Consider the following 22,961-nt stretch of genomic DNA (forward strand, 5'->3'; position numbering starts at 1 on the left):
AAATAAGTGTTCCTAGTATATTACTTTGAAATTTAGCTTTATCCCGCTATTTGTGGGAGTCGGGTTGCTCGTAAGCGCCCGATTGGTGAGGGCTGATAATCAGTGGGGGATGAACAGCCCTCCTACTGATTAAAGTTTCACTTTATTTTGAATATAAGGTTCACCCTTGAAAACAAAGTACGTATCGCTTATATTGTCATATAGTATTTGTTTTTTAACAAAGCAATGAACGAACCAGGGGGCGCAGTATGGCAATTAACATGAAAACAATCGAGGAATGGATTGCGGAATCAAACGCAAGACAGGAAGAAGATTTTGGACACGTTGTTGAAGAGATGAAAGAAGTATGTGTCGGACTTGATAATGCGACATTAATTTATACGAAAAATGTATTTTGCTTCGGTAAGAAAGTAGAAGTATTGTTTTTCTTCCAAGACCATGTCGTTATCGGACAAGAAAAAGACGAATATGTTGAGATTGAAAAATTAAAGTATGATGCCATTACAAATAGTAATTTAAAAACAAATGACAAAAATACAACGTTAGAATTAAAGTTTGCTAACGGACAAACTATCAATTTAGATAGTTTAAATGATAACTATGGTACGAAAAATTGGTTATTTGCAAGACAAATTAAGAGTATCTTTAAAGTAATCTAGTAAAAAGCACGCCGGTGGACGGCGTGCTTTTAATTATGCAAAGACCCTTTTAACCAATTCCGCGCTCGATACGCCCCAACAGGAATTTGAATAAGTGATGTTTCATTTCCACCATCAATCCCGTACAATTGATCACAAGAATTTGTATCAAAACTTAGTAACGGATGACCACCCATCCCCATAGCGGTCGCAGCGAAAACGAGTTTATGAACGAGTATACCAGCTTCCATTTGGTGAATGCGATATCCTCTATAGCCTAATGCACGTGTGTAGTAATCCTTCTTTCCAACTACATGTAAGCAAAGTGGTACTTGAAAAAGGTTTACGTTATCCATCGTCATACTAGACTGAAGGGGGTAACGAAGGTCTCCATACCGAATTGGGTGTATGGAATGTGTTTTACTGTTATAAGCATAAGCCCCGTTTTCAATAGTTTTTACGTTATAAAAACATCCATATAAGGAGACGCGTGCATTTTCATTTATATACTTGCCATCAAGGTCGTTGTAATAGGGGAAGGAGAGACTCGCTTCTTGTAGTAAAGTAGCGAGCTCAGCTGCATCCCATTTCGTTAAAGTAAAGTCATCGTTAGGGGAGTACCGTTCTTTACAAAGTTGTAAGAAATTATACGATAAACGCTCTACTTTCGGTAGCTGTACAGTGTGCGCATGATGTTGATAGTACTCTTCATGAGCTAGTGTTTGGAAGTGTTCTGTCGATTCAATCATAGATGCTTCATTTATTTTTGTTATCATTGGATATCCTTCCACATGTTTGGAACGAATGAAATGCTCATGTGCTAAAGGTGGAATTTGCTGCAATAAGTCATGAGAAGTAACGGTTTTATTTTTACGATAATCATCGTGGAACCAATCTATATTCGGTTCTGTACTTAAAGGAATAACAGCATACACACTTTCTTCTCCTTCGGTCAGTCCGAGTAAATGATTGATTGCACGGTCTAGAAATTGAAAGTATATGCCATTTTTGTAACCGAACTGTTTCGCACATTCGAGTAATTGACCGATGAGAACGCCGCTATCTAATCCTTGCAGACGATACGAAAAGTTATTGTATTTAAAAAAGTTTTTCCAAAACATAGTGGATACAAATGCAGCACCAAAGCAAGAATGTATGTTACAGCGATTGCCGAGTGTGTCTGTAAGATAAGAATCGAAATTTCCTTCGCGAAGTAAGATAAGTCGGTGATGCGCAGCGTCATAATGGTAAATGCCGTCTGGATAATGATCCAATTTTAAATATATATACAATTCATTTGGGTATAAAGCACCACCTGAAGGGATAGACCTCCGGAATAAATTTCTTTCGCTATTGAGCTGACATAATTGGGTTATACCAAATGAATACAAAAGGTAAGCACCAATCTCATCCAAAGTAGGTGTAGTAGAAGAGTTCGGCAAAGATATTGGGATTTCTGAAGAGAGAGGGATGACAGGTACATTTCGATATAACTTATAAGGAAGCGGTGCGTCTTCCCAGTTCACCTCATGATTCGGCATAATTTCATCAATAGTGAAATGGAGATGATGTAAAAAAGTATCTAGCTGCATGAAATCCCCCCTTTACTATGGAAATGGATGAGGATGTGGATTTAATTGTTCGTTTGTTAAAGGCTCAGCCCTATATCCAAGTGTCATCGGTACAGTGTACACTCTATCCAGTCCGGTAACACGAGTGAGATGGTGACCGAACGTCATCGGTAGCATGCCTGGGATCATGACTTTTACACAATGTAATCCGTTCTGCTCTATAAGGGGGACGGTTTGATCTACAACGATTACTTCGAGCCCAGATTGATGCAAACGATTTAAAAGTTGATGAAGATCAGATGTCAAATCCATATCAAACGATTGTAATGCATTCATTTCTTGGAACGATTGCACCGGAGCATCTTCACGTAAAAGGAAATGAAGACGTTCTTCCGTTTCTTTTAATCCGTACAGCATACTATGGTCTTCCATTTTATTAACGAGATAAGGATCTTGTAAGCATTTTTCGTAGTACTCTCTTTTTTGCTCGAGCTCATCATCTGCTATTAGTAACATGCCTGCTATTTCGTGAATTGCACTTTTTATAGCTCGAATAGGATCTAAATGAGAGCCCCCTGCACAAACAACGTTCATTCCATTTGCACGCGTATTTTTCGCAATTACCCATAAACTCGGGATGCCGTGTTCCATCGTCGCGTTAAAAACGTGTAATTTATACCCGGTAATCGTGCGTAACCGCTGAATCATTAATTGTAATTCCGTATCGTTTGCTGAGCTAAGATCAAGGCGGGACAGAGGTAATTCAGCATACCAAGTGAGCAAGAAGGCATCACGCTCTACAATTTCTAAAATGCCGTGAAAAATTGCTTCTTCTAAACTACCACCAATTGCACAACCATTGGATGTTTCATATACGAAAGCATCCCGATGACCGAGGCTATAATAAGCGATTGATTCTGGAACTAAAAGTGGCTTGTTTTGTGATAAAGAATAGCCCCATACCCAGTTTTGTTCATAGTTGGGATCAAACGGCTTAAACGGAAAACTATCACGATTATAATGTTCATTTGCATGTACACCGAGTGTGAGGGGATTCAGTGCATGATCCTCTAAATCATGAAAACTACTATGCACATTTGTCTTTTTTCCTCGAGGTGACATACCACAATATCGTTCTAAACCTTCTAAAATAGCAGTTGCTTCACTCAGTGCAAATGAATGGGTTCGACCTGCAACACCTTCATTCCCAAACATTAACGGCATGTTTATAATGACGTCAGCGAATGGTAATAAAGAATGCTGCATTTTTCCATTCAACATACCAACCCGGTAATCTAAATAGTCTCTCGTTAAAAATGTATTTAGTTCATGAATAGAACGACAGCGATACGTTTCAGCACTTGTTTTTAAGCTCGGTTGTAAAGAAATCTGTGCCGCATCCGCAGTATCAGCAGGTAAATTACTACATATAGGACAGAGAGGATCTGGAAGAAAAGAATGCCGCGTACATTGCAGTGTTTGTAAGTTTAGTAAAATGAGTTCATTTTCTAAAGAAGAATGTCCGTGAGCTAATATTTTCTCCGTTTCAGCATGAATGAGCTGGCACATTTGCAGAATGCCATTTTGGGTGGCGCGTACATCACGCCTCGTTACGTGCTCTGATTTCAATGCATATTTCCGCTGTAATTCCCACATTTCTTGTTGATCAAATCCGGCGATAAAGCGTCGTCCATCGGCACAATGGGTGCATCCCGTTGCAAGAGGACGAATATAAGGTCCGATAACACCTTCACCAAATGAAGTAAACGCACGTAGCCACGGAATATGATTGGAACGAAAAACAAGCTCAGCATCATGATGAATAGTAGAAGGAGAGCCGTCATGTAATACGAGAGCGAGGTTGATATTTTCAGGGAGTTCATCTGTAATTGTATGTTGGCGAATGATGGAATATTGTTTGCGTAATTGATCATGTACATAGTCTGCAAGTAGGCCATCTCCTATAAGCAATATATGTTGAGTCATAGACCGTCCTCCTTTGCAATTAATACCCCGTACACACCATCTAAATTTTCTTTCAAAAATGATTCAATCGCTAAATCAAACACGAATGGATAAAAATTATGTTCTCCTAAATGCTGCAAGGCAAGCTGTAAAGATTGCACATCTGGAATCTCTTCGTCCGCTTGTATTTCTATTCGAAAAGAATCAGTGTCATATAAAATAATAGATGATTCAGGCAAAACAGTAGCTCTGTATGGAGTTTCTTCATTTTGAATGTGAAGAAGAGATAGTTGTAGTGCGTTACGTAACGCTAACGTCATATTAATACTGGATGCGCCATACCATCTATCATTTACACCGACCCAAACGACTGGAAAACTAAGAATCTCTTCACTCATTGCTATTTTAGGTGCTTCATGAATTGTAGAGAGAGCATCGTAATAAAACTTACAATGTGTATCATGAATTTCAGCTAGGTCGATCGTTGTAATTTCTTCTAGCATATGTGATTGCCGCTCATATAGTTTATTGTTTAAATGTTGTTGTAGTGCCCGGTATACACCTTCTGTCATCGTTTCCCCAGCACCAATACCGATATCGTTATGTTCAGGAATAAGGCGATGAATGATTTCAGCTACATATGTTTCAATTCCTGTTAAACCAGCTTCACGGCGAGCTTCATTATGAGTCAAACTAGCGCAAGTCATAAGAGGCAGGAGGGAAGCGGGACCATCGGATAGTGGTGTAGCTACTTGAATATTGCATTGTGATAACGGTAGTTGATATGAATTTTGTTCATCCCACACATGGAATATACCAGCTTCTTTAGAAGTTAATGAGTCGAAAAAACGGAACAATTCAGTTGAAGTACGTTGGTTGGACCGCTGCGCAAGTTTTTCCGTAAGATTTTCTATTGTATCAATTGTAAAACTTTCATCAGTTGCGAGAGGATGTTTTATAAAAGGATGCCATGTCCCTTCGAGTGTTTCACAGTTTAATAAAAAGAATTGTGGCTCTTTTTCTCGATATGAATCATCAGCGACGTGTTTAAATAATTCAAAAACAATTATATTTGCTAACATTGCGCCAGTAATTGGTGAAAAAGGAGCTGATGCATTTTCATTTTGCAAAGTAGTTTCATGTAGCCGATGCCAAGCTGATTCCCAGCATTCTTCACGATCAGCTGTTACGACAGGACCAGCCAAACCGAATGTTGATAAACAAATGGCGGGTATGAAGTTCTTTCCTACTTCCTTGCAAATCGTGTGAACTGTTCTTAAGCCTTCAATGTCTCCATTTTGAGAAACGTATAAAATCCAGTCAAAGGGTTCGAACACTTCATGCAGGGGGCGGTCAATTGTAGTATCTATTTCTTGAACAAGTACATTGTCATCAACTTCATATGCACGTTCTACTAGTTCATGAATTCGGTCGTAATTTGTTTCCATATAATCTGTGACAAGGTAATGAAATGTAGGTAATCCGGATTCTAGTAAAGAAGAAACTAAGGAAGTAAGCATATCCCCAGAACCAAGTATAAGGACATTTGCTGCGCGGTACGTCTGGAATTTTAAAGCACCTGAATGAGAATCAGCTTCTAGAAATTCAATTTGCGAAGCATACCTATCGAGTAATGCACTGTTTAATTCATGAGGTGCATCTTGACTTACATCACGAACAAAACCATTTTCATATAAAATCTCTCCAATTTCAAATACACGATGTTGATAGGGGAGAGGAAGACCATCGGTTATTTCTGCTAAAGAATGATCACCATTAAACATAGGCATTAATTTTTCAATCCAGTTATAAATTCCATCACCGTCCATGCGGAATGAACTGGCGTTATTTCGAAAATAGACACCCCCGTTTGAGTCGGGGAGGAAGAAAGTATCCTTATTTGCTTTAAGCTTTGCATGAGCTGGAAGGTTATTCATTTTAATCCTCCTTACGTTTTAAGCATACATTATTAGCTTATGTCATGAAATTTGTCCCGTATGAACGCAATAAAAAAAGGCTGTAGAATGATTTATTCTACAGCCTCTAATAGACTATTAGTCTATCAACCTTCTAATAATAATGATTTTGGATCTTCAAGCATATCTTTAACAGCAACAAGGAAGCTAACTGCTTCTTTACCATCAACAATACGGTGATCGTAGGATAGTGCAAGGTACATCATCGGACGGTTTTCCATACGCTCTGCATCAATTGCAACTGGTCTTACTTGGATTTTGTGCATTCCTAAAATACCTACTTGTGGGCTGTTTAGGATTGGTGTTGACATTAGAGAACCGAATACACCACCGTTTGTAATTGTAAATGTACCACCTTGTAGCTCTTTTAATGAAAGTTTATTATCACGTGCTTTCATACCTAAATTACGAATTTCGCTTTCGATTTCAGCGAAGTTTAATTGGTTAGCATCGCGTACAACTGGAACAACTAATCCATCTGGAGCTGCTACTGCAATACCGATATCATAGAATTTTTTAATGATAAGCTCGTCGCCTTGAATTTCAGCATTTAATAATGGGAATTGTTTTAATGCTGCAACAACTGCTTTTGTGAAGAATGACATAAAGCCAAGACGTACATCATGTTTTTTCTCGAAAGCATCTTTACGCTCTTTACGTAATTCCATGATTGCACTCATATCAACTTCGTTAAATGTTGTTAACATTGCAGATGTTTGTTGTACTTCTACAAGACGTTTTGCAATTGTTTGACGGCGGCGGGACATTTTCACGCGCTCAACTGGTTTTTCAAATTCCGTTTTTGCAACTGGAGCAGGAGCTGGACTTTTTGGAGCAGCTGGTGCTTCTTTTGGTGCTGCAGCATGAGCTTGTACATCATGTGGTCTCACACGTCCAAGTGGATCTGTGCTACGTACGTCGTTTAAGTCGATTCCTAATTCACGAGCCATTTTTCTAGCAGCTGGTGATGCGATAGGACGGTTCGTATTTGGTAAACCTTGTAGAGCCGTAGCTTGTTCAGCAGTTGGAGTAGCAGCTTTCGGTGCTTCAGCTGTTTCTTGTTTTGGTTGCTCAGCCACTGGTGCAGGTGTACTTACTGCCACTTGTGCGCCATTTGCATCTAAAATTGCGATAGTTGCGCCAACTTCAACTGTATCCCCAGGCTCGCCTAGTAACTTTGATACAATACCTGAATCTTCTGCAATGATTTCTACATTGACTTTATCAGTTTCAAGCTCAACAACGCTGCCACCTTTCTCAACTTTGTCACCTACGTTGATAAGCCATTGTGAAATAGTTCCTTCTGTAATAGATTCTGCAAGCTCAGGTACTTTAATTTCGATCATTTTAAATGTCCTCCCCTTATTTGCCTAACGGTGTGTTTTGTCTTCTTTAATCTTCGGTAATCTCCATTTGTTAGCTCGACTTGGGCAGAATATCTGCCCAAGTCGAGCTGGGAAAAATTCATTGTTACTTTTAGTTGCTATAAACTTCAATTTCTTGTTTATCTTGACGGAAGTTATACTTCACATCTAAAGCGTGCGCCACAATTAGTTCTTGCTCAGCTTTGTGAGCGAACGGATCGCCACCAGATGGGCTAGAACGATCTGGGCGTCCAATGTAACCTGTTTTCACTGTATCTCCAGCTAGTTCGAACAGAATTGGAGCCATGTAATGCCATGCACCCATATTACGAGGTTCTTCTTGAACCCAAATAATTTCTTCTAAGTTTTTAAAGCGTTTCATAATAGATTGAACTTTTTCAGCAGGGAATGGATACAACTGTTCAATGCGAACGACATGAACTTCATCTAAGTTGTATTCATGTTTACCAGACTCGATTTCCGCTGCTAAGTCAATCGCCATTTTACCTGTACTTAAAACAAGACGTTTAACTTTATTTGGTTTCATGCCAAGGTTTTCTTGTTCTAAAGCAGGTTGGAAACGTCCTTCGCTTAACTGACTAGCAGTTGAAAGCGTAAGTGGGTGACGTAATAAACTCTTCGGCGTCATAAGTACTAAAGGTCGAACAGCTTCTGTTCCTAAAATAGATGCTTGACGACGCAAGATATGGAAGTACTGTGCTGCGCTCGTTAAGTTTGCAACTGTCCAGTTGTTTTCAGCAGCTAACTGTAAGAAACGCTCTGGACGTGCACTAGAATGCTCTGGTCCTTGACCTTCATAACCGTGTGGTAATAGAAGAACTAAACCAGATTTTTGACCCCATTTTGCTCTTCCAGCTGAAACGTATTGATCAAATAATGCTTGCGCAGTATTTGAGAAGTCACCATATTGCGCTTCCCACATAACAAGAGTTTCTGGAGCAAATACGTTATAACCATACTCGTAACCAACAACAGCAGCTTCTGATAACGGACTGTTATGAACAGAGAATGAAGCGTTAATGTTTAGTAAGCGATGTAATGGTGAATATGTTTCATTTGTATCAGTATCGTGTAATACGATGTGACGATGCGCGAATGTACCACGCTGTGAATCTTGACCAGTTAAACGAATTGGCGTACCTTCTTGTAAAATAGAAGCGAATGCTAATGACTCAGCAAGTGCCCATTCAATTTTACCGTTCTCTTCAAGAGCATCTTTACGGCGTTCAAGAATTTTCTTCACCTTCGGATATACGTTAAAGCCTTCTGGCCAAGATAATAGACCTTCATTCATTGCACGAAGTGAGTCAAGTTCAACACCAGTATCAATTGGCTGAATGCCTTTTGCAACAACATCTGGTACTTTAACGTGAATTGTTGCATCGCTCGTATCAGCTGGTGGTACTTGTGCATAATCAGATTTTAATTGTTCTTGTATAAATTGAGTAATTGTTTCAACCTCATCTGCATTTAGAACACCAGCAGCTTGTAATTGATCTGCATAAATTGCTCTTACAGTTGGGTGATTTTTAATTTTTTTGTACACTTGTGGTTGCGTAACTGCTGGGTCATCCATTTCGTTATGACCGTAGCGACGGTAACCAATTAAATCGATTAAGAAGTCTTTTTTGAACAACGTACGATATTGAATCGCCAGGTTAGCAGCAGCAAGACAAGCTTCTGGATCATCAGCGTTCACGTGAACAATCGGAATATCAAAACCTTTTGCAAGGTCGCTTGAATATTTCGTAGAACGAGAATCATAGCTATCAGTCGTAAAACCAACTGCATTGTTTGCGATAACATGAATTGTTCCGCCCGTTTGATACGCGTTCAATCTGCTTAAGTTTAGTGTCTCAGATACAATACCTTGACCAGGGAATGCAGCGTCACCATGAACTAAAACTACGAATGATTTAGAAGTATCTTGTTCTGGAAGACCAGACTTTTTACGATTTTCTTGAGCCGCACGTGCGAAACCTTCCACAACAGGATTAACGAACTCAAGGTGACTCGGGTTATTTGCTAATGTAACGCGAGTGCTAACTTCTTCATTCCCAACGACTTGTTCTCTACCTAAATGGTATTTCACGTCGCCAGTCCAGCCAGCATTTGCCACTGCGCCTTCTATTTTTGCATGTTTGAATTCAGCAAACATGTGAGTATATGGTTTTTCTAATACGTGAGCAAGTACGCTTAGACGACCGCGGTGAGCCATACCAATCATGACATCTTCAACGCCGCCCTTAGCACCTTCTAGCACAATTTCATCTAGAACTGGTACAAGCATATCAACGCCCTCGATAGAGAAACGCTTTTGCCCAACGAATGTTTTATGCAAGAATTGCTCGAAACCTTCAACAGCTGTTAAACGTTTTAAAAGAGCAGTTCGTTTTTTATTTGATAATGGTTGACGCAATGAATTTGATTCCACCATTTGATGCAACCACGCGCGTTCTTCACTATCTTGTATATGTGAGAATTCATAAGCTAAAGATTTTGTATAAACGTCTTTTAATCTATGAATTACATCAAGTGCAGTGTGAATACCCTCTGGTGCATCTTGCCATACTGTTTTAGCTGGAATCGCTTTCAAGTCAGCATCGCTCAATTCGTTCATTGCTTTCTCAAGAAGAGATTGTCCGTTTGCAGCATCTTCCATCGGGTTGATGTGAGCCAACGTATGCCCGAAAGAACGAATCTGTTCAACAAGTTGAACGACTTTAAGAATTTTTTCAATGTTACCTGTGTTTTGAGGAGAAAAATGTGTTGCTGTGTTGTCCCCTGTTACGACATCATCTTGAAACGAAGGAGCTCCAAAAATTTCAAAAAGCTCTTGTAATTCCGGATCAACAGAACCTGCTCCAGTTACGTAAAGATCATACTGTTCAATAACATAACCAAGGTTCGGACCATGGAACTTGGCCCAAGGGTTTGTCGTTGTATTCTTCCTCGTCATTTGTTTAAACCTCCCAATGCATATAATCCTTTTCCTATACAAAAGGTGCATTTTGCTCTTTTTCAATAATTGATGAACTAATAATTAATGTAAATGTTGTCTTTACTCTTATGTTATTACAATAATTTACATAATACCAAACACTATTACTTATCTGTTTTGTAAAAAAACATTCACAATAACTTATCACCCAAGTTAATCTTTCATGTTATAAAGTAATTTTACAGAAAAATGGAGTGGATATATTTGGTATACCTACACTAACAACTATAATTGTTGCATTTACATATAGGTATAATAGTTAGAATGTTTCGATAAAATAAAGTTCGAATTATGTATATTGAAATAATAAGCGCTTTCATTGATATTATACAACAATATAACGGAATATAGTATAAAAAATAAAAAATTATGAATTTAGAGTAAACTTTATTTCGGTAGTGTTAAATATTGAAAGGAAAACGAAGGATTTCTACAAAAAAAGTGGCTAAACATAAAAAATGCTTCATAAACCGTTAGTTTCTATTAATATGCCGAAAAATACCGTAAAACAAATAACGCATTTCATCCAATAAAGCGGCAAATGAAATATTTTAAAAGGATAAAACAAATATGGAGATATTAAATTTTTATAAAAATGGAGAAGGGATATAGTAACGGATATATACATTGTTCCATGTTGCATTACAAAATAGACGTGCTGAAATTGAAAAAGTTTCTTCTATAATAAAGTGAAACTTTAATCAGTGTGGGGTTTGTCCATCCACCACTGATTATTAGTCTTCACCAATCGGGCAGTTATTTCCCACCTAAATTCCTCGCATTCACTGAATTTTGAGGTGGGAGTCTTACTGCCTGCTAATACGGGATAAATAGCGTGAAACAAACTGAAATATATGTAAAGGAAACTTGACGTAAAGTTTCCTTTACATATATACTCGATATAAGGGAGGAGGGAGAAATTTCCTTGGAAAATAAAATGGTCGAATATCGAAAAAAATTTGGACTATCTCAAGAAAAATTGGCTGAGAAACTTGGAGTTTCCAGACAAACCATCATTTCAATTGAAAAAGGGAAATATGATCCATCACTTCCATTAGCATTTGAAATAGCGAAAACATTTCAAACAACGATAGAACATGTATTTATTTATGAAGGAAAAGAAGAGGGGGAGAAAGGATGAATGATTCACAAAAGTACTTTGTTATTATGGGAATTATCTTTTTAATTATGAGTGGATTTATGATACTAGCAGGTATAATGACACATTCAGCACCACCAAGTCCTACTTATACGTTACTAGCAATGATGATTATGTGTTTCTGCTTAAGTTACTTACACCCGCAATTTAAAGAAAAAGATGAGCGAATGAAACTCATTCGTTATAAAGGGATGTTCTTCAGTTTTTTTGCATTAACAGCGTATTATCTCCTTTTCTCTATCGGCTTAAATTTAAAAGTAATGACACTATCTGCGGTTGAACTATTAAATATACTTATGGCACTTACAATGAGTACCGTCTTTATCTCATTTGTTGTTTTGGCAAAAAGATATTAAGATGGAAGAGAGAAAGGAAGATTAACATATGCAAATGATGTATGCTTTTGGTATGGGGATCGTTTTATTTTTAGCGGTGTTCCTATTCATTCGTAAAGACGTTCAAGGCGGGACGTTAACGAAACGAGGATTTTATAAAATGATTGGCTGTTTAGTTGTTATGTTTATAGCGATCATCGTAATGATTGTATTAATTACTCAATCATTATAAATTTTAAAAATGAAACCTTACTTTTTGTAAGGTTTTTCTTTTTGTGTAAAAACCTAAAAATTACCATAAAAACCATTTACTACATGGAAACTATATTGTATAATCCAATAAAATAATAGAAAAGGAGAATAGTATATGAATAAAAAAGCTATCTTCTTTTTATTAACAAGTCTACTACTTATAGCTAGTATTACTTATATAATATGTAACAAAGGAGAACAAGTACCACCTATATTAGTATGGGAGGACCAAGAATACTACGTTACGGATGAACCTGCTCAAGCAGAAGAAGTCGGGCAAAGGCTCGGAGAAGTGACAAAGAAAATTGAAGCAAGTAAAGCACCTACTAAAAATAGTGAATCTAATACATTACAAGAAAAAACAGAAGTATTCACAATGATTGAAGAAAAAAAAGATGATCAATCGCCTTTAATCATAAAGGAACCTTATGGTGACGAATATAGACTAGTAAGGCCGATGTTAAAGCAAGTACTATAATAGAAAAGGAGACTCATATGCAGACAATGGCTTCATATCCGTGGTCGTTAAGAAAAATATTTGTCTTTTTCCTTTGCTTTATTCTGCCTCCTATCGGTTTCATTTATATTTTGATGAATAGAGAAGCACTACAAAAGAGAGATTTCATTTTATATGTATTATTTGCTGCTATTAATATATCGCTTTGGTTATCATTGATGATTTTTGATAGGAGTATGTGGATGGTAGCGGGGCATGATGTGCTTAGCGTAATTGTTATTATTGTTTCGAATATGAATAAGGGATAACCCAGCAATTTTAAAGTTGCTGGGTTTTATTTTGATATTTATAATGAAGTAACAAATCTTTAATAGAGAGTAGTGGCGTTATGAGATGGAGAGCAGGAACGTTTGAAAAAATAGAAACAAACCATGTATCTATTGAACAAATTATAAATACATATAAGAAACAAAACTTAAATGGTGGAGCGGTTATAAGCTGTTTTAAAGTACATAACGAAAACTTTTTCAAAGAAATACCACATGGAGAAGATGGACACGAGCACTTTTTCAGAAGAATCTGCAAATCTTTAGATATAATCAATAACTTAGAAGAATTAAAAATACATACATCAGATAAATATAAGTTTCGTTTTAAAGAGCATCAGGCAGTCATGCTTGATGGTAGCATTGCCGCTCAAATTTTGTGGGGCGGAGCGTATGAAGCATTTCAAGAACGACCGGTTGCTGCGAAGCAATTAGCGATTAATGTATGCCAATATATGTTCCAAGATCGATACGAAGATATTAAAGTGTTTGAAAGTTACCGCCCTTGGACAGACTGGTTTTACGATGTTGCATGGGATGCTACTTGGATGGTATTAGATAGTAAGGAGCATAAAATGTGGTTAATTTGTGCTACGGATACGGATTAAAAGATAAAGAGCCTTGTAGAAATGCTACAAGGCTCTTCATCTTTTGGGAAAGAATAGAAAACAAATCGTATAAATGTTATATTAAAAAATATTTGTAATGTAAGTTTTATACTGTTGTATAGTGATGGCTTACTAGAAAAGAAAAGGTAAGAGGAGAATGAACGTGAAAAAGGTAAAGAAATTATTGCTACTAATGATGGTAATAGGGTTAATAGTTGGTGTTCTAGCAGGATGTGCAAATCCGAGAGATACTGCTGAAGAATTTTTAACAGCAATACAAAAAGGGGATGTAGAGAAGGCTCGTACATTCGTTGAAAGTGACAAGGAATTTAATAAACTAAATGAAAAAACAGATGATGCTGAAGCAAAAGAAATGCTAAGCGCAATTACGAAAAACTTTAGATTTGAAAAACTAGAAGAAGTATCAAAAACAGATGACAAAGCAGAAGTGAAAGTGAAAATTACATCTGCTGATCTATCTGTTGCCGTAACGAAAGCAATGGGAGAAGTTATGCCAATGGCCTTCGCTAGTGCCTTTAGCGAAGATAAAGAGCAATCTGAAAAAGCAATCGAAAAAACAATGACATCAGCTGTCATTAAACACTTATCAGATAAAGATGCAATAATGGCAACACGCGAAGTTACATTGAACTTAAAGAAAAACAAAGATGGTGATTACAAAATCGTTGCTGACGATAACTTGAAAGAAGTATTGTTTGCGAATGCTAAGGCTTTGGAGAAGATGTTTGGTGGGAAGTGATTGACTTACATAAAAAAGAGACATCATATCACGTAGTAGGGTGATATGATGTCTCTTTTTTTATGAACCTGGAGAGGTTTGAACTCACGATATCCATTCTAAAAATTTTTATAAATATATAACATAAAGCTAGTTGTAACAGGGGAGATACTGTATTCTATGTTTTCTTAGGCAGATCCTGTAATGTAGAAAAGTAAAATTTTTGGACCAGATTTTAATTAGTTTTTTTTCAGTTTTAATGAGGAAGTGTACGAAGATGTTGTGACTATGCCTGCTGAATTGTGAAGTTAAATAAGACAACAATTTATTAGAGGAAGATTAGTTAGTTTAATTATAATATTTAGGTGTTTAACAGGGTTACTAATTAATTTCAGTTCTCCCATGAAAAATTAAAGAAAAAGTATTGATGAACAAATTCGTGTTTGCAGTGAATGTGAGGACTTCTCTAAATAAAGGTGGTCAACACTATGTAAATAATTAGGAGTGCTAAAATATGCAAAATTGCATATTAATTATTTTAAATCTTATGCTAACCTTATAATGCGAAATATAACATTTGTTGGTAATGATTCATTTTTGAAGCATAAAAAATGAGATATTACAGTGAATTGTGTGCCATCGTCCTATATTATAAACGATAATAACGAAAGCTATTTGAGGTCCTTTGAGGGAAATAAGTTATTAAAGAAGATACCATATAGAAGATTTGTCGGAATTTTAGATGTTACAAATGTCATCTTATTTTTAATGTCTGATAAAAGTGATGCCATTAGAGGGCAAAATATTGTGGTTGACTATGGATATACAATTGTATAAATAAATCATCTTGGGAATTAAGGTTGTGGAGAATGAGTTTACTAATTAAAGATTTAACAAAGAAATTTGACGAGCATGTTGCAGTGAATAATTTGAATATCGAGATACCGAAAGGTGAAATATTTGGATTCTTGGGCGGGAATGGAGCAGGCAAAACGACTACATTTCGAATGATACTTGGACTTTTATCGAAATCAAGCGGAACCATTTCATGGAATGGTAAACCTATAAATTATGATGTTACAGATAAGATTGGGTATTTACCAGAAGAACGTGGTCTTTATGCGAAAATGACTGTCAAAGAACAAGTTAACTTTTTTGCAAAATTAAAGAATATGAAAAGTAAAGATGCAGAAAAAGAACTGCACTATTGGCTGGAGCGTTTTAATATAACTGAGTATCTGAACAAAAAGGTAGGAGAACTTTCAAAAGGGAATCAGCAAAAAATTCAGCTGATAACAGCGATTATACATAAGCCTGAACTCTTAATTTTAGATGAACCATTTAGTGGTTTAGATCCAGTAAATGTTGAAATGTTAAAAGAAGCTGTTCTTGATATGCAAAAACAAGGGTCTTCGATTCTTTTTAGTTCACATCGTATGGAACATGTGGAAGAATTATGCCAACACATTTGTATCATGCACAAAGGAGTACCTGTTGTTCAAGGAGACATTGCCAAAATTAAAAGTGACTTTGGTAAAAAGAATGTTGTAATCGTTGGCGATCATGACTTTGACCATTTGAAAGAAATAAAAGGTGTAGAAAGTATGAAGAAACGTAAGAATGCAGTTACTCTTAAAATTTCATATGAAGAAGTTTCGCATGTTTTATTTAAAGAGATAACGAAATTAGGGTATGTTAAAAAGTTCGCAGTAGAAGAACCTACATTAAATGACATCTTTATTGAGAAAGTAGGTGCACAGCATGAATAGTTTCTGGACGATTTTTTTACAAAACTATAAATCTAAGGTAAAAGCTAAATCATATATTGCTATTACAATCATAATTTCTATGTTAATTATAGGAATGATGAATTTTGACAAGATTTATGACTATTTTGCAGGTAACGAGGAAGAGCAAGTTGTCATTGTTACAGAAAAAGAAGAATTATATACAACTATTCATCAAGTGTTTAAAAACGTAGATAGTAAATTACATGTTAAATATAGTATGGATAAACAAAAAGCAGAATCGGGCGTTAAACATGGTGATTATACATATGCAATTGTTGTAGAGGAATTGGGTAATAAACAACTAAAGGCTACGTATATAACTGAGACAGATGTAAATCAGCAAGATGTTAGCAAGGTCCAAACGATTTTATCTCAAATACAATCTTCTAATTTCGCTCAGCAATTGAATCTATCGCAAGATGAATTAAAGGTGTTAACGACGCCAGTAGAAATTCATACCAAAACTGTTTCAGATAAGGTTAAAGATGGAGAACATACAGAGGGTGTAGGAATTTTAATTAATACCTTTATCATGCTAAATTATTTAATGATATTATTGTATGCTGCACAATTAGCTACAGATGTTGCAACAGAAAAATCTTCTCGTGTAATGGAGTTAGTTGTTTCAAGTATTTCGCCTACAAAACATTTATATGCGAAGCTATTCTCAACATTATTGGCAGGTATTACACAAATGATAATTTGGGGCTTGGTCGCAACTGTTGGGTATAAAATAGCAATTAATGAATCGAAAAATGATATTTTAAATAGTATTGATTTAAATTCTGTTGCTCCTACTCTAGTGGTGTATGGGATTCTATTCTTCACATTAGGATTCTTATTATATGGCTCATTATCTTGTCTACTCGGCTCTATTATTAGTCGTATAGAGGAATCTTCTCAAGCTGTTATGCCACTGATGTTTATGTTAATTGCTGCTTTGTATATCGCACTTTATGGAATGTCAAATCCAAGCAGTACGGTTGTTACCATTACTAGTTATATACCTTTCTTTACTCCTATTGTTATGCTCGTACGAATTGGATTCCTCAATATCCCAGTATGGGAGATTGCTCTTACATTAGCGATTCTATTAGCAACAATATGTATGATGATTGGTTTAACGAGCCGTGTTTACCGAGGTGGTGTATTATTATATGGTAAAGGTGCATTTAGTAATATAAAAAAGGCAATTAAGTTAGGGAAGAAATAAGATTAGCCCATTCATTTTTGGGACTTATATTTACAAAGAACTACATGGTTAATCTATGTAGTTCTTTATTGTTGTAAAATGTATATAAATAAATATAAAAGAATGTATTGTCAATTTAGAAAGCGTTGATAATTTAGAAAACCTTATGTTGCAAACGATAGAAAAAGAAGAGGTAGGATCATAAACACATATGCACCATTAGGTAAATACGTGGAATTTATAAAATAGGTAGGGACTGTTTCGTTCCCTACCTATCCATTTCTGAATATTAATATTCAATTTTATATATAAAAAAATAAGCTCCGAAAAGCTTATTTTTTCATGATTATTCTCCTCTTCCTATAACTGTCATTCCTGCTGTGTAAATTGTATCTACAGAACCATTAGCGCTTACAATTTCAACTTTGTAACGGTATGTTCCATTATCTCCAATATCTTCGCCATATCCTGTGAAAGTAGAAATTTCATCATTACTTCCAGCTGGAACCCATTGTTTTTTCCAATTGAAGAAAGTATCATATTCTCCCCAGCTATCCCCATATTTCTTTTCGATGCTGACATTGTAATGAATGTCCTCAGTTCGGTCATTTGTAATTCTTGCAATTACGTTTTGCCCAAATCGGTATTCCGTAGCGTGTACTTGAACTGTAACACCATTCACCGTTTCGCTAGGTCCACAGATATAACGACAGAACTCGCTTGCTCCGTCAGCATGTGCTTTAGTTGTATCAATGTTCATAACCGTGAAACCGCCCAAAGCTAAAGCTCCTGTTAATAATACTTTACCAAATGTTTTCACTTGAAATTCCTCCTAAGTATATTCTCAATTCGTTCAATAGATATCACATTAAGTAGTTTTATAACATGAATCTAATCGAACGCTGTTTTTCCTCGAATGTATTCGCTAGTAATCTTGTGTCGTGTAGTAATCTAATCTCTACATAAAATTCCATAGTTTTGATTCCATATATGTATCATGATTTACATAGAATAAATCTGTTAATACGTTTTGGGTATTTACTTATCCCACCTTCTTTGTTACCTTTTATTGGTAAAATGTTATTTTTATTATATACTACTATTACCTATTTACAAGAGAAAATAATCCTGTATGCAAAAGTGCATAATAAAAAACGAACCAATACTATAGTTCGTTTTTCATCATGCTAAGCCTGATAAAGTCTCATTAACATTTTCTTTAATTTTTTGATGATACGATTTTTTAACATCTTCAATTATAGATTTGTACCCTCATTCCATATCCTTTAACCATTCTTCACGTAGAAATATACTCGTGCCTTTCGTCCGTCTGAAGGGTTTGATTTGTCCCTTTTTCAATAGCGCATTCATACGAGCCATTGAAATCCTCAATATTTCAGTCACTTCCGAAGTCAATAAAATTTCTGTTTTGACAAATTCCCTTTTATCGAATGGTTGCATTATATATACGTCGATCATAGCAATTACTCCTTATAAAAAATGGGCCTATGTTAAACATAGACCGTTGTATACCATTGTGCTGAGTAAGTGCTTGGGTTACCTCGTGAGATATGTTCAATTTGCTCAGCGGATTGAAAATCAAACAATTTTATTACATGCAGTAAATCACAGCATCTCGTTTCCTTGAGAATTTCCGCTACCAAACTTGCATCTTCTAACAGCCCATTTCTACATAGCGCTCCATTGTTCTGATTCCTATTTCTGTATCTTGATGCACGTAAATATGGCCATCAAAGCATACACATTCATTTTTTAATCAATAAACCCAGTCATAAATAAAATTTGTTGTAATATCGGTCATATAGAATATTTGAGCATTTTGTGTTCCATGAAATGCTTTTATACTATTAAACATAAGAAGGAATTGATTCAATGATTTTGGGGCGTGAATTCTGTTTTACTTTACTATCAATAAATCTTTCGAATACGCGTTCAACAGAATATTCTTTTGAAATTTTGCTAGTTTTCCGTTTGTGGGGTTGTCATTTTTTTTACGATTTCTTTTTCTGTGAAGTATGTTAAAGACATAAAAAAAACTCCTGCATTCCCATTTAGAGTTAAAGGAGGAGTTTCGATCAAAACTTGAGCGGTACTCACCGTTAGTTTTGCTCAAAATATGAAATTATCAACAGTTGATACAAAAGGATATGACCCCGGAGAGGCTCGAACTCACGACCTCCACCCTGTCAAGGTGGCGCTCTCCCTGCTGAGCTACGGGATCTTCAAAAATACTTATGTAATAGCATCTTTAATAATAATGCTAAAGCAATTATATATAATTAACTGAAATTTTACAATATTTATACAGGAAGTTTTTAAAGATGGATCTTGTACAATCATGCTAGAAGTGAATAAAGGAATAATTAATAAGAAGGAAACTGAATAGAAAGTAGGTTTTAAATGTAGAGGTTATATTATTTACGATATTTATCTAAAGGGTTTTCATCGCTTAAATCAACAAGTAAAGGACATAAGAATAGCAAAGGTAAAGCAGCATTAGCATGATGAAAGGTATCGTTAGAAAGATATTGCCTTCCAAAACAATACGGACAATCTTTTTCAAATGTCATGAGTAACGACCATACATCTTTTATTTTCCACTTCGTCTTACAATATGTACAACGTGTCATAGAGTTCCTCCTCATTTTTAGTGTTTTTTAATATATTCCATTTAATTGTACGAAAGCAAAGTGTATTTGATGTGATAAAATGTAAGTTGTGTTGTTTTTATACGGATGTATTTAGTAATGTATGACAAATTGTATAACGTGTGATGGCTATGTAGAATAAGGGATTTTCACTTTCGATATTCAAATTGGCCAATATATCCTTTTTACAATTTACTTAAAATCATGTATAACAGAGATACAAGATTTTTTTACCCCGCATTAACGGGCAGTAAGATCCCCGCTCAAAATTCAGCGAAAGCAAAGAAGTTAGGTGGGAGATCAACTGCCCGTAAAAGCCCGATTGGTGAAGGCTAATAATCCGTGGGGGATGAAGAAAACCCCCACGGATTAAAGTTTAACTTTATAAATATTCAAGAGTAGAGGGAGAATTATTGTAATGGTAAGAAAAACGTTCAAGATGCGCGTTTCTAGAAATAGAACGATTTCGATTAATGGCTCGATTCTTGATGTAGATGTTACGCATGATGAGTTTTTGCAAGAGCTTGTTGAGTGGGTCGATTCTAAAGGTTGGTCATTTATGGGGATGACGGATGAGATTACGCCTGAGGAAGCAAGTCAGAAGTTAATAGATTCGTTGATTGATGAGAAGGATAAGAAAGAGTAATTCCTTCTTATTTTTATTGTATAATTATGTCCTTTATCGTAAAAATATGATATAGTAAAAAATAGTGATTTTTCTTCCAATTTAATACAAATTACATATAGATTGGTAGATTCATTTTTTATTTGTAGGAGTAAAGTGAAAAGGGAGAGTCATATGGTAAATTTTAAGAAGATTTTGGTTTTTATTACAGTTATTAGTTTGTTTTTATTGACACCTATGACGTTGCGTGCTGAGACGAATATTGGAGTGAATCCGGAGCAAGTGGCACCACCACCTAAGGAAGGGCCAAATGTTTTTAGTCAGTTTGCAGCTACGATTGATGCGAAAACAGGTGATTTGTTGTATGACAAAAATGCACATCATCGTGCGTATCCAGCTAGTGTGACGAAAGTGTTAACAGCGATTTTGTTAATGGAGCATACGAAGCCAGAGGATCAGTTTACATTTTCGCAATTAGCATTAGATCAAGAGAAGAGCAATTATCAAATTGAGTTTCAACCCGGTGAGACGGTGAATAGAAATACCGCGCTTATGATTTTAATGGTGTTAAGTGCGAATGATGTGTCGTATGCGATTGCAGAGCATATTGGTGGAAGTGTTGAGAATTTTGCTAATATGATGAATGAAAAGGCAAAACAGTTAGGTGCTACAGATAGTCACTTTGTAACACCAAATGGACTGCATGATCCGAACCATTATACGACGCCGTATGATATCGCTATGATTACGAGGGGTGTGCAAAAGTATCCTGAAATTTTGCAAGCGATGAATACGAAAAGAACGACAGTTACTACATCTAGGCAGACGGTGTCTATTTTTAATAAATCTATTTATTTTGAGAACCCATATAGTATCGGCGGTAAGACGGGGTTTACGAATGAGGCACGTAATACGCTCGTTTTATTAAATGAGAAAGATGGAAATCGTATTATAAATGTAGTAATGGCTTCTCAAAGACCTGAAATCTATGAGGATTTAAAGCAGATGGCGGAATATTCTTTTGGGCAATTTACGAAACAAACGGTGCTAGATAAACATAGTTGGCATCAAAAGACAACGTATTTAAATAAAGATATTGATAGCGAACTTGAAAAAAGTGCAGAGCTTGTGCTTAAGAAAGATGAAGGGAAAAATGTGAAAACTATTTTTCGGGCCGCTTCATTAGATAAAGACTCTTTGTATCATAAGGGAATCCATCGTGGTGAGGTAGTTGGTGCAGTTGATATTACGAAAAATAATCAAACAATTGCGACGATAAATGTTCTTTCAAAAGAAGATGTTACTTTTGCGATGCCTAAAAAAGATACAATTGAGCCTGAAATAAAAGAGTCAAATGTGAAAGTGATAAGTATTGGGATAGGTGCGATTGTATTAGTTGGAGTCATTATATATGCTGTGGTGCGCCATAATAGACAAGGAATAAAATCAGAAGAAAAGTAAAAAAAGCATGAGGGCTGTGAAGAGATTTTGTCACAGTCTTTTTTATATGCGGAAAAGAAGTTTAACTAATAATTGTAAATTTTCTTATTGCAATAACTCGAAGTTCGTTATATCATTTACTTGTGTTCTTGTTAAAGAACAAAAGAAGCATTGCATACTTCAAATAATATAAAACAACGGAGAGGGAGAGAGACGATGAAATTAATTTGGAAGATAATTAGCAACGCGATCTCATTTGTTTTATTTGCATTGATGGTTTTCTTAGCTTTTGTAGTCATTTCTTCAAAAGCGAGCGGTGGGGATCCGACAGTGATGGGATATCAGTTTAAGAGCGTTCTTTCAGGATCGATGGAACCGACGTTTTTAACAGGATCAATCATTGCAATAGAACCAAAGAAAGATGGTTCTAAATATGAAAAAGGTGATGTTATTACCTTTAAAGAGAAAGATCAAAAAATTATCACTCACCGTATTATCGGTGTGAAAGATACAAATGGAAAAGTAATGTATGAAACAAAAGGGGATAACAACAACGGACCAGATTTAGAACCAGTACTTGCAGAAAATGTAGTTGGGAAATATGCAGATATTACAGTTCCGTACGTTGGTTATTTACTGAATTATGCGAATTCAAAAGCGGGAGCAGCATTACTTCTTATTATTCCAGGCGTCTTTTTACTTGGTTATTCCGCGATTTCTATTTTTGGCGCTATTCGTAGCATTGACGGAGAAAAGAAAGATAAAAAAGTAGAACAATCCGTCTAGTTCGTTTGGTTATACTTTCCGTTTAGGAAGTTAACAAATATATATAT

At 35.8% G+C, this 22,961-nt stretch carries 22 protein-coding genes, 1 tRNA gene and 1 pseudogene; 14 read left to right on the forward strand and 10 right to left on the reverse strand.

Translation table 11 applies throughout. The annotated features are described in order from the left end of the window. Positions 1-248 precede the first annotated feature (248 nt). On the forward strand, positions 249-659 hold the full coding sequence (locus DPQ31_RS06365; protein ID WP_000996796.1) for a DUF3908 family protein: 411 nt from the start codon (positions 249-251) through the stop codon (positions 657-659). Between the two features lie 29 nt (positions 660-688). Here the strand turns inward: DPQ31_RS06365 and DPQ31_RS06370 are convergent, their stop codons facing one another. From DPQ31_RS06370 to odhA, 5 genes are all read right to left on the reverse strand, one after another. After that, positions 689-2,230 (reverse strand): SagB family peptide dehydrogenase, encoded by a 1,542-nt coding sequence (locus tag DPQ31_RS06370; RefSeq protein ID WP_097957208.1) that lies wholly within the window; start codon positions 2,228-2,230, stop codon positions 689-691. A gap of 15 nt (positions 2,231-2,245) precedes the next feature. Next, the gene (locus DPQ31_RS06375; protein ID WP_208731699.1) at positions 2,246-4,195 is read right to left on the reverse strand and encodes a TOMM precursor leader peptide-binding protein; all 1,950 of its coding nucleotides are present in this window, start codon (positions 4,193-4,195) and stop codon (positions 2,246-2,248) included. Continuing rightward, a complete protein-coding gene (locus tag DPQ31_RS06380; protein WP_087970705.1) occupies positions 4,192-6,111 on the reverse strand; it encodes a putative thiazole-containing bacteriocin maturation protein in 1,920 nt (639 codons plus the stop codon). Before DPQ31_RS06380 ends, DPQ31_RS06375 begins: the two co-directional genes overlap by 4 nt. Before the next feature lie 125 nt (positions 6,112-6,236). Continuing rightward, positions 6,237-7,496 (reverse strand): 2-oxoglutarate dehydrogenase complex dihydrolipoyllysine-residue succinyltransferase, encoded by a 1,260-nt coding sequence (gene odhB / locus DPQ31_RS06385; protein ID WP_052943557.1) that lies wholly within the window; start codon positions 7,494-7,496, stop codon positions 6,237-6,239. Between the two features lie 130 nt (positions 7,497-7,626). Next, a complete protein-coding gene (gene odhA / locus DPQ31_RS06390) occupies positions 7,627-10,494 on the reverse strand; it encodes a 2-oxoglutarate dehydrogenase E1 component (RefSeq protein WP_208731700.1) in 2,868 nt (955 codons plus the stop codon). Positions 10,495-11,461: 967 nt separating this feature from the next. On the opposite strand from odhA, the gene DPQ31_RS06395 reads away from it, so the two are divergent. The 10 genes from DPQ31_RS06395 to DPQ31_RS06440 all read left to right on the forward strand — a co-directional run bounded on the left by DPQ31_RS06395 (position 11,462) and on the right by DPQ31_RS06440 (position 17,415). Then, positions 11,462-11,677 (forward strand): helix-turn-helix transcriptional regulator, encoded by a 216-nt coding sequence (locus DPQ31_RS06395; protein ID WP_000428507.1) that lies wholly within the window; start codon positions 11,462-11,464, stop codon positions 11,675-11,677. After that, the gene (locus DPQ31_RS06400; protein WP_001000065.1) at positions 11,674-12,051 is read left to right on the forward strand and encodes a hypothetical protein; all 378 of its coding nucleotides are present in this window, start codon (positions 11,674-11,676) and stop codon (positions 12,049-12,051) included. The genes DPQ31_RS06395 and DPQ31_RS06400 overlap by 4 nt, the downstream gene beginning before the upstream one ends. A 28-nt stretch (positions 12,052-12,079) precedes the next feature. Next, the gene (locus DPQ31_RS06405; RefSeq protein WP_001178305.1) at positions 12,080-12,262 is read left to right on the forward strand and encodes a DUF3976 domain-containing protein; all 183 of its coding nucleotides are present in this window, start codon (positions 12,080-12,082) and stop codon (positions 12,260-12,262) included. A gap of 135 nt (positions 12,263-12,397) precedes the next feature. Beyond that, positions 12,398-12,760 (forward strand): hypothetical protein, encoded by a 363-nt coding sequence (locus DPQ31_RS06410; protein WP_208731701.1) that lies wholly within the window; start codon positions 12,398-12,400, stop codon positions 12,758-12,760. Positions 12,761-12,777: 17 nt separating this feature from the next. Continuing rightward, positions 12,778-13,047, forward strand: a complete 270-nt coding sequence (locus DPQ31_RS06415) for a hypothetical protein (RefSeq protein ID WP_142313956.1) — start codon at positions 12,778-12,780, stop codon at positions 13,045-13,047. 80 nt (positions 13,048-13,127) lie between these two features. Next, complete coding sequence (locus DPQ31_RS06420; protein WP_208731702.1) at positions 13,128-13,673, forward strand: hypothetical protein; 546 nt, start codon at positions 13,128-13,130, stop codon at positions 13,671-13,673. 163 nt (positions 13,674-13,836) lie between these two features. Continuing rightward, positions 13,837-14,433, forward strand: coding sequence for a DUF4878 domain-containing protein (locus tag DPQ31_RS06425; RefSeq protein WP_208731703.1), 597 nt, complete (start codon positions 13,837-13,839; stop codon positions 14,431-14,433). Between the two features lie 603 nt (positions 14,434-15,036). After that, on the forward strand, positions 15,037-15,249 hold the full coding sequence (locus tag DPQ31_RS06430; RefSeq protein ID WP_261797509.1) for an SDR family oxidoreductase: 213 nt from the start codon (positions 15,037-15,039) through the stop codon (positions 15,247-15,249). A 32-nt stretch (positions 15,250-15,281) separates the two neighbouring features. Beyond that, positions 15,282-16,181 carry an ABC transporter ATP-binding protein gene (locus tag DPQ31_RS06435; protein WP_000054717.1) on the forward strand — a complete coding sequence of 300 codons (900 nt, stop codon included), beginning with the start codon at positions 15,282-15,284 and terminating at the stop codon, positions 16,179-16,181. Next, positions 16,174-17,415, forward strand: coding sequence for an ABC transporter permease (locus tag DPQ31_RS06440; protein WP_001084158.1), 1,242 nt, complete (start codon positions 16,174-16,176; stop codon positions 17,413-17,415). The genes DPQ31_RS06435 and DPQ31_RS06440 overlap by 8 nt, the downstream gene beginning before the upstream one ends. Positions 17,416-17,740: 325 nt before the next feature. On the opposite strand, the gene DPQ31_RS06445 is transcribed toward DPQ31_RS06440, so the two are convergent. The 5 genes and pseudogenes from DPQ31_RS06445 to DPQ31_RS06460 all read right to left on the reverse strand — a co-directional run bounded on the left by DPQ31_RS06445 (position 17,741) and on the right by DPQ31_RS06460 (position 20,045). Beyond that, the gene (locus DPQ31_RS06445; RefSeq protein ID WP_199631468.1) at positions 17,741-18,214 is read right to left on the reverse strand and encodes a hypothetical protein; all 474 of its coding nucleotides are present in this window, start codon (positions 18,212-18,214) and stop codon (positions 17,741-17,743) included. Positions 18,215-18,666: 452 nt separating this feature from the next. Then, positions 18,667-18,873 (reverse strand): hypothetical protein, encoded by a 207-nt coding sequence (locus tag DPQ31_RS06450; RefSeq protein ID WP_208731704.1) that lies wholly within the window; start codon positions 18,871-18,873, stop codon positions 18,667-18,669. Between the two features lie 32 nt (positions 18,874-18,905). Further along, positions 18,906-19,099: pseudogene (locus DPQ31_RS29255) on the reverse strand (hypothetical protein). A 464-nt stretch (positions 19,100-19,563) separates the two neighbouring features. Then, positions 19,564-19,636, reverse strand: a tRNA-Val gene (locus tag DPQ31_RS06455). A 193-nt stretch (positions 19,637-19,829) separates the two neighbouring features. After that, positions 19,830-20,045 (reverse strand): hypothetical protein, encoded by a 216-nt coding sequence (locus DPQ31_RS06460; RefSeq protein WP_000196285.1) that lies wholly within the window; start codon positions 20,043-20,045, stop codon positions 19,830-19,832. Positions 20,046-20,481: 436 nt separating this feature from the next. Between DPQ31_RS06460 and DPQ31_RS06465 the strand changes: the two genes are divergently transcribed. From DPQ31_RS06465 to sipW, 3 genes are all read left to right on the forward strand, one after another. Then, positions 20,482-20,709, forward strand: a complete 228-nt coding sequence (locus DPQ31_RS06465) for a hypothetical protein (RefSeq protein WP_000251867.1) — start codon at positions 20,482-20,484, stop codon at positions 20,707-20,709. Between the two features lie 153 nt (positions 20,710-20,862). Continuing rightward, positions 20,863-22,149, forward strand: coding sequence for a D-alanyl-D-alanine carboxypeptidase family protein (locus DPQ31_RS06470; protein ID WP_087970699.1), 1,287 nt, complete (start codon positions 20,863-20,865; stop codon positions 22,147-22,149). Between the two features lie 195 nt (positions 22,150-22,344). Beyond that, a complete protein-coding gene (sipW, locus tag DPQ31_RS06475) occupies positions 22,345-22,914 on the forward strand; it encodes a signal peptidase I SipW (protein ID WP_000767788.1) in 570 nt (189 codons plus the stop codon). The last annotated feature ends 47 nt before the right edge of the window (positions 22,915-22,961 follow it).

It is taken from the genome of Bacillus sp. COPE52 (assembly GCF_003355115.1).
Classification (GTDB): domain Bacteria; phylum Bacillota; class Bacilli; order Bacillales; family Bacillaceae_G; genus Bacillus_A; species Bacillus_A toyonensis.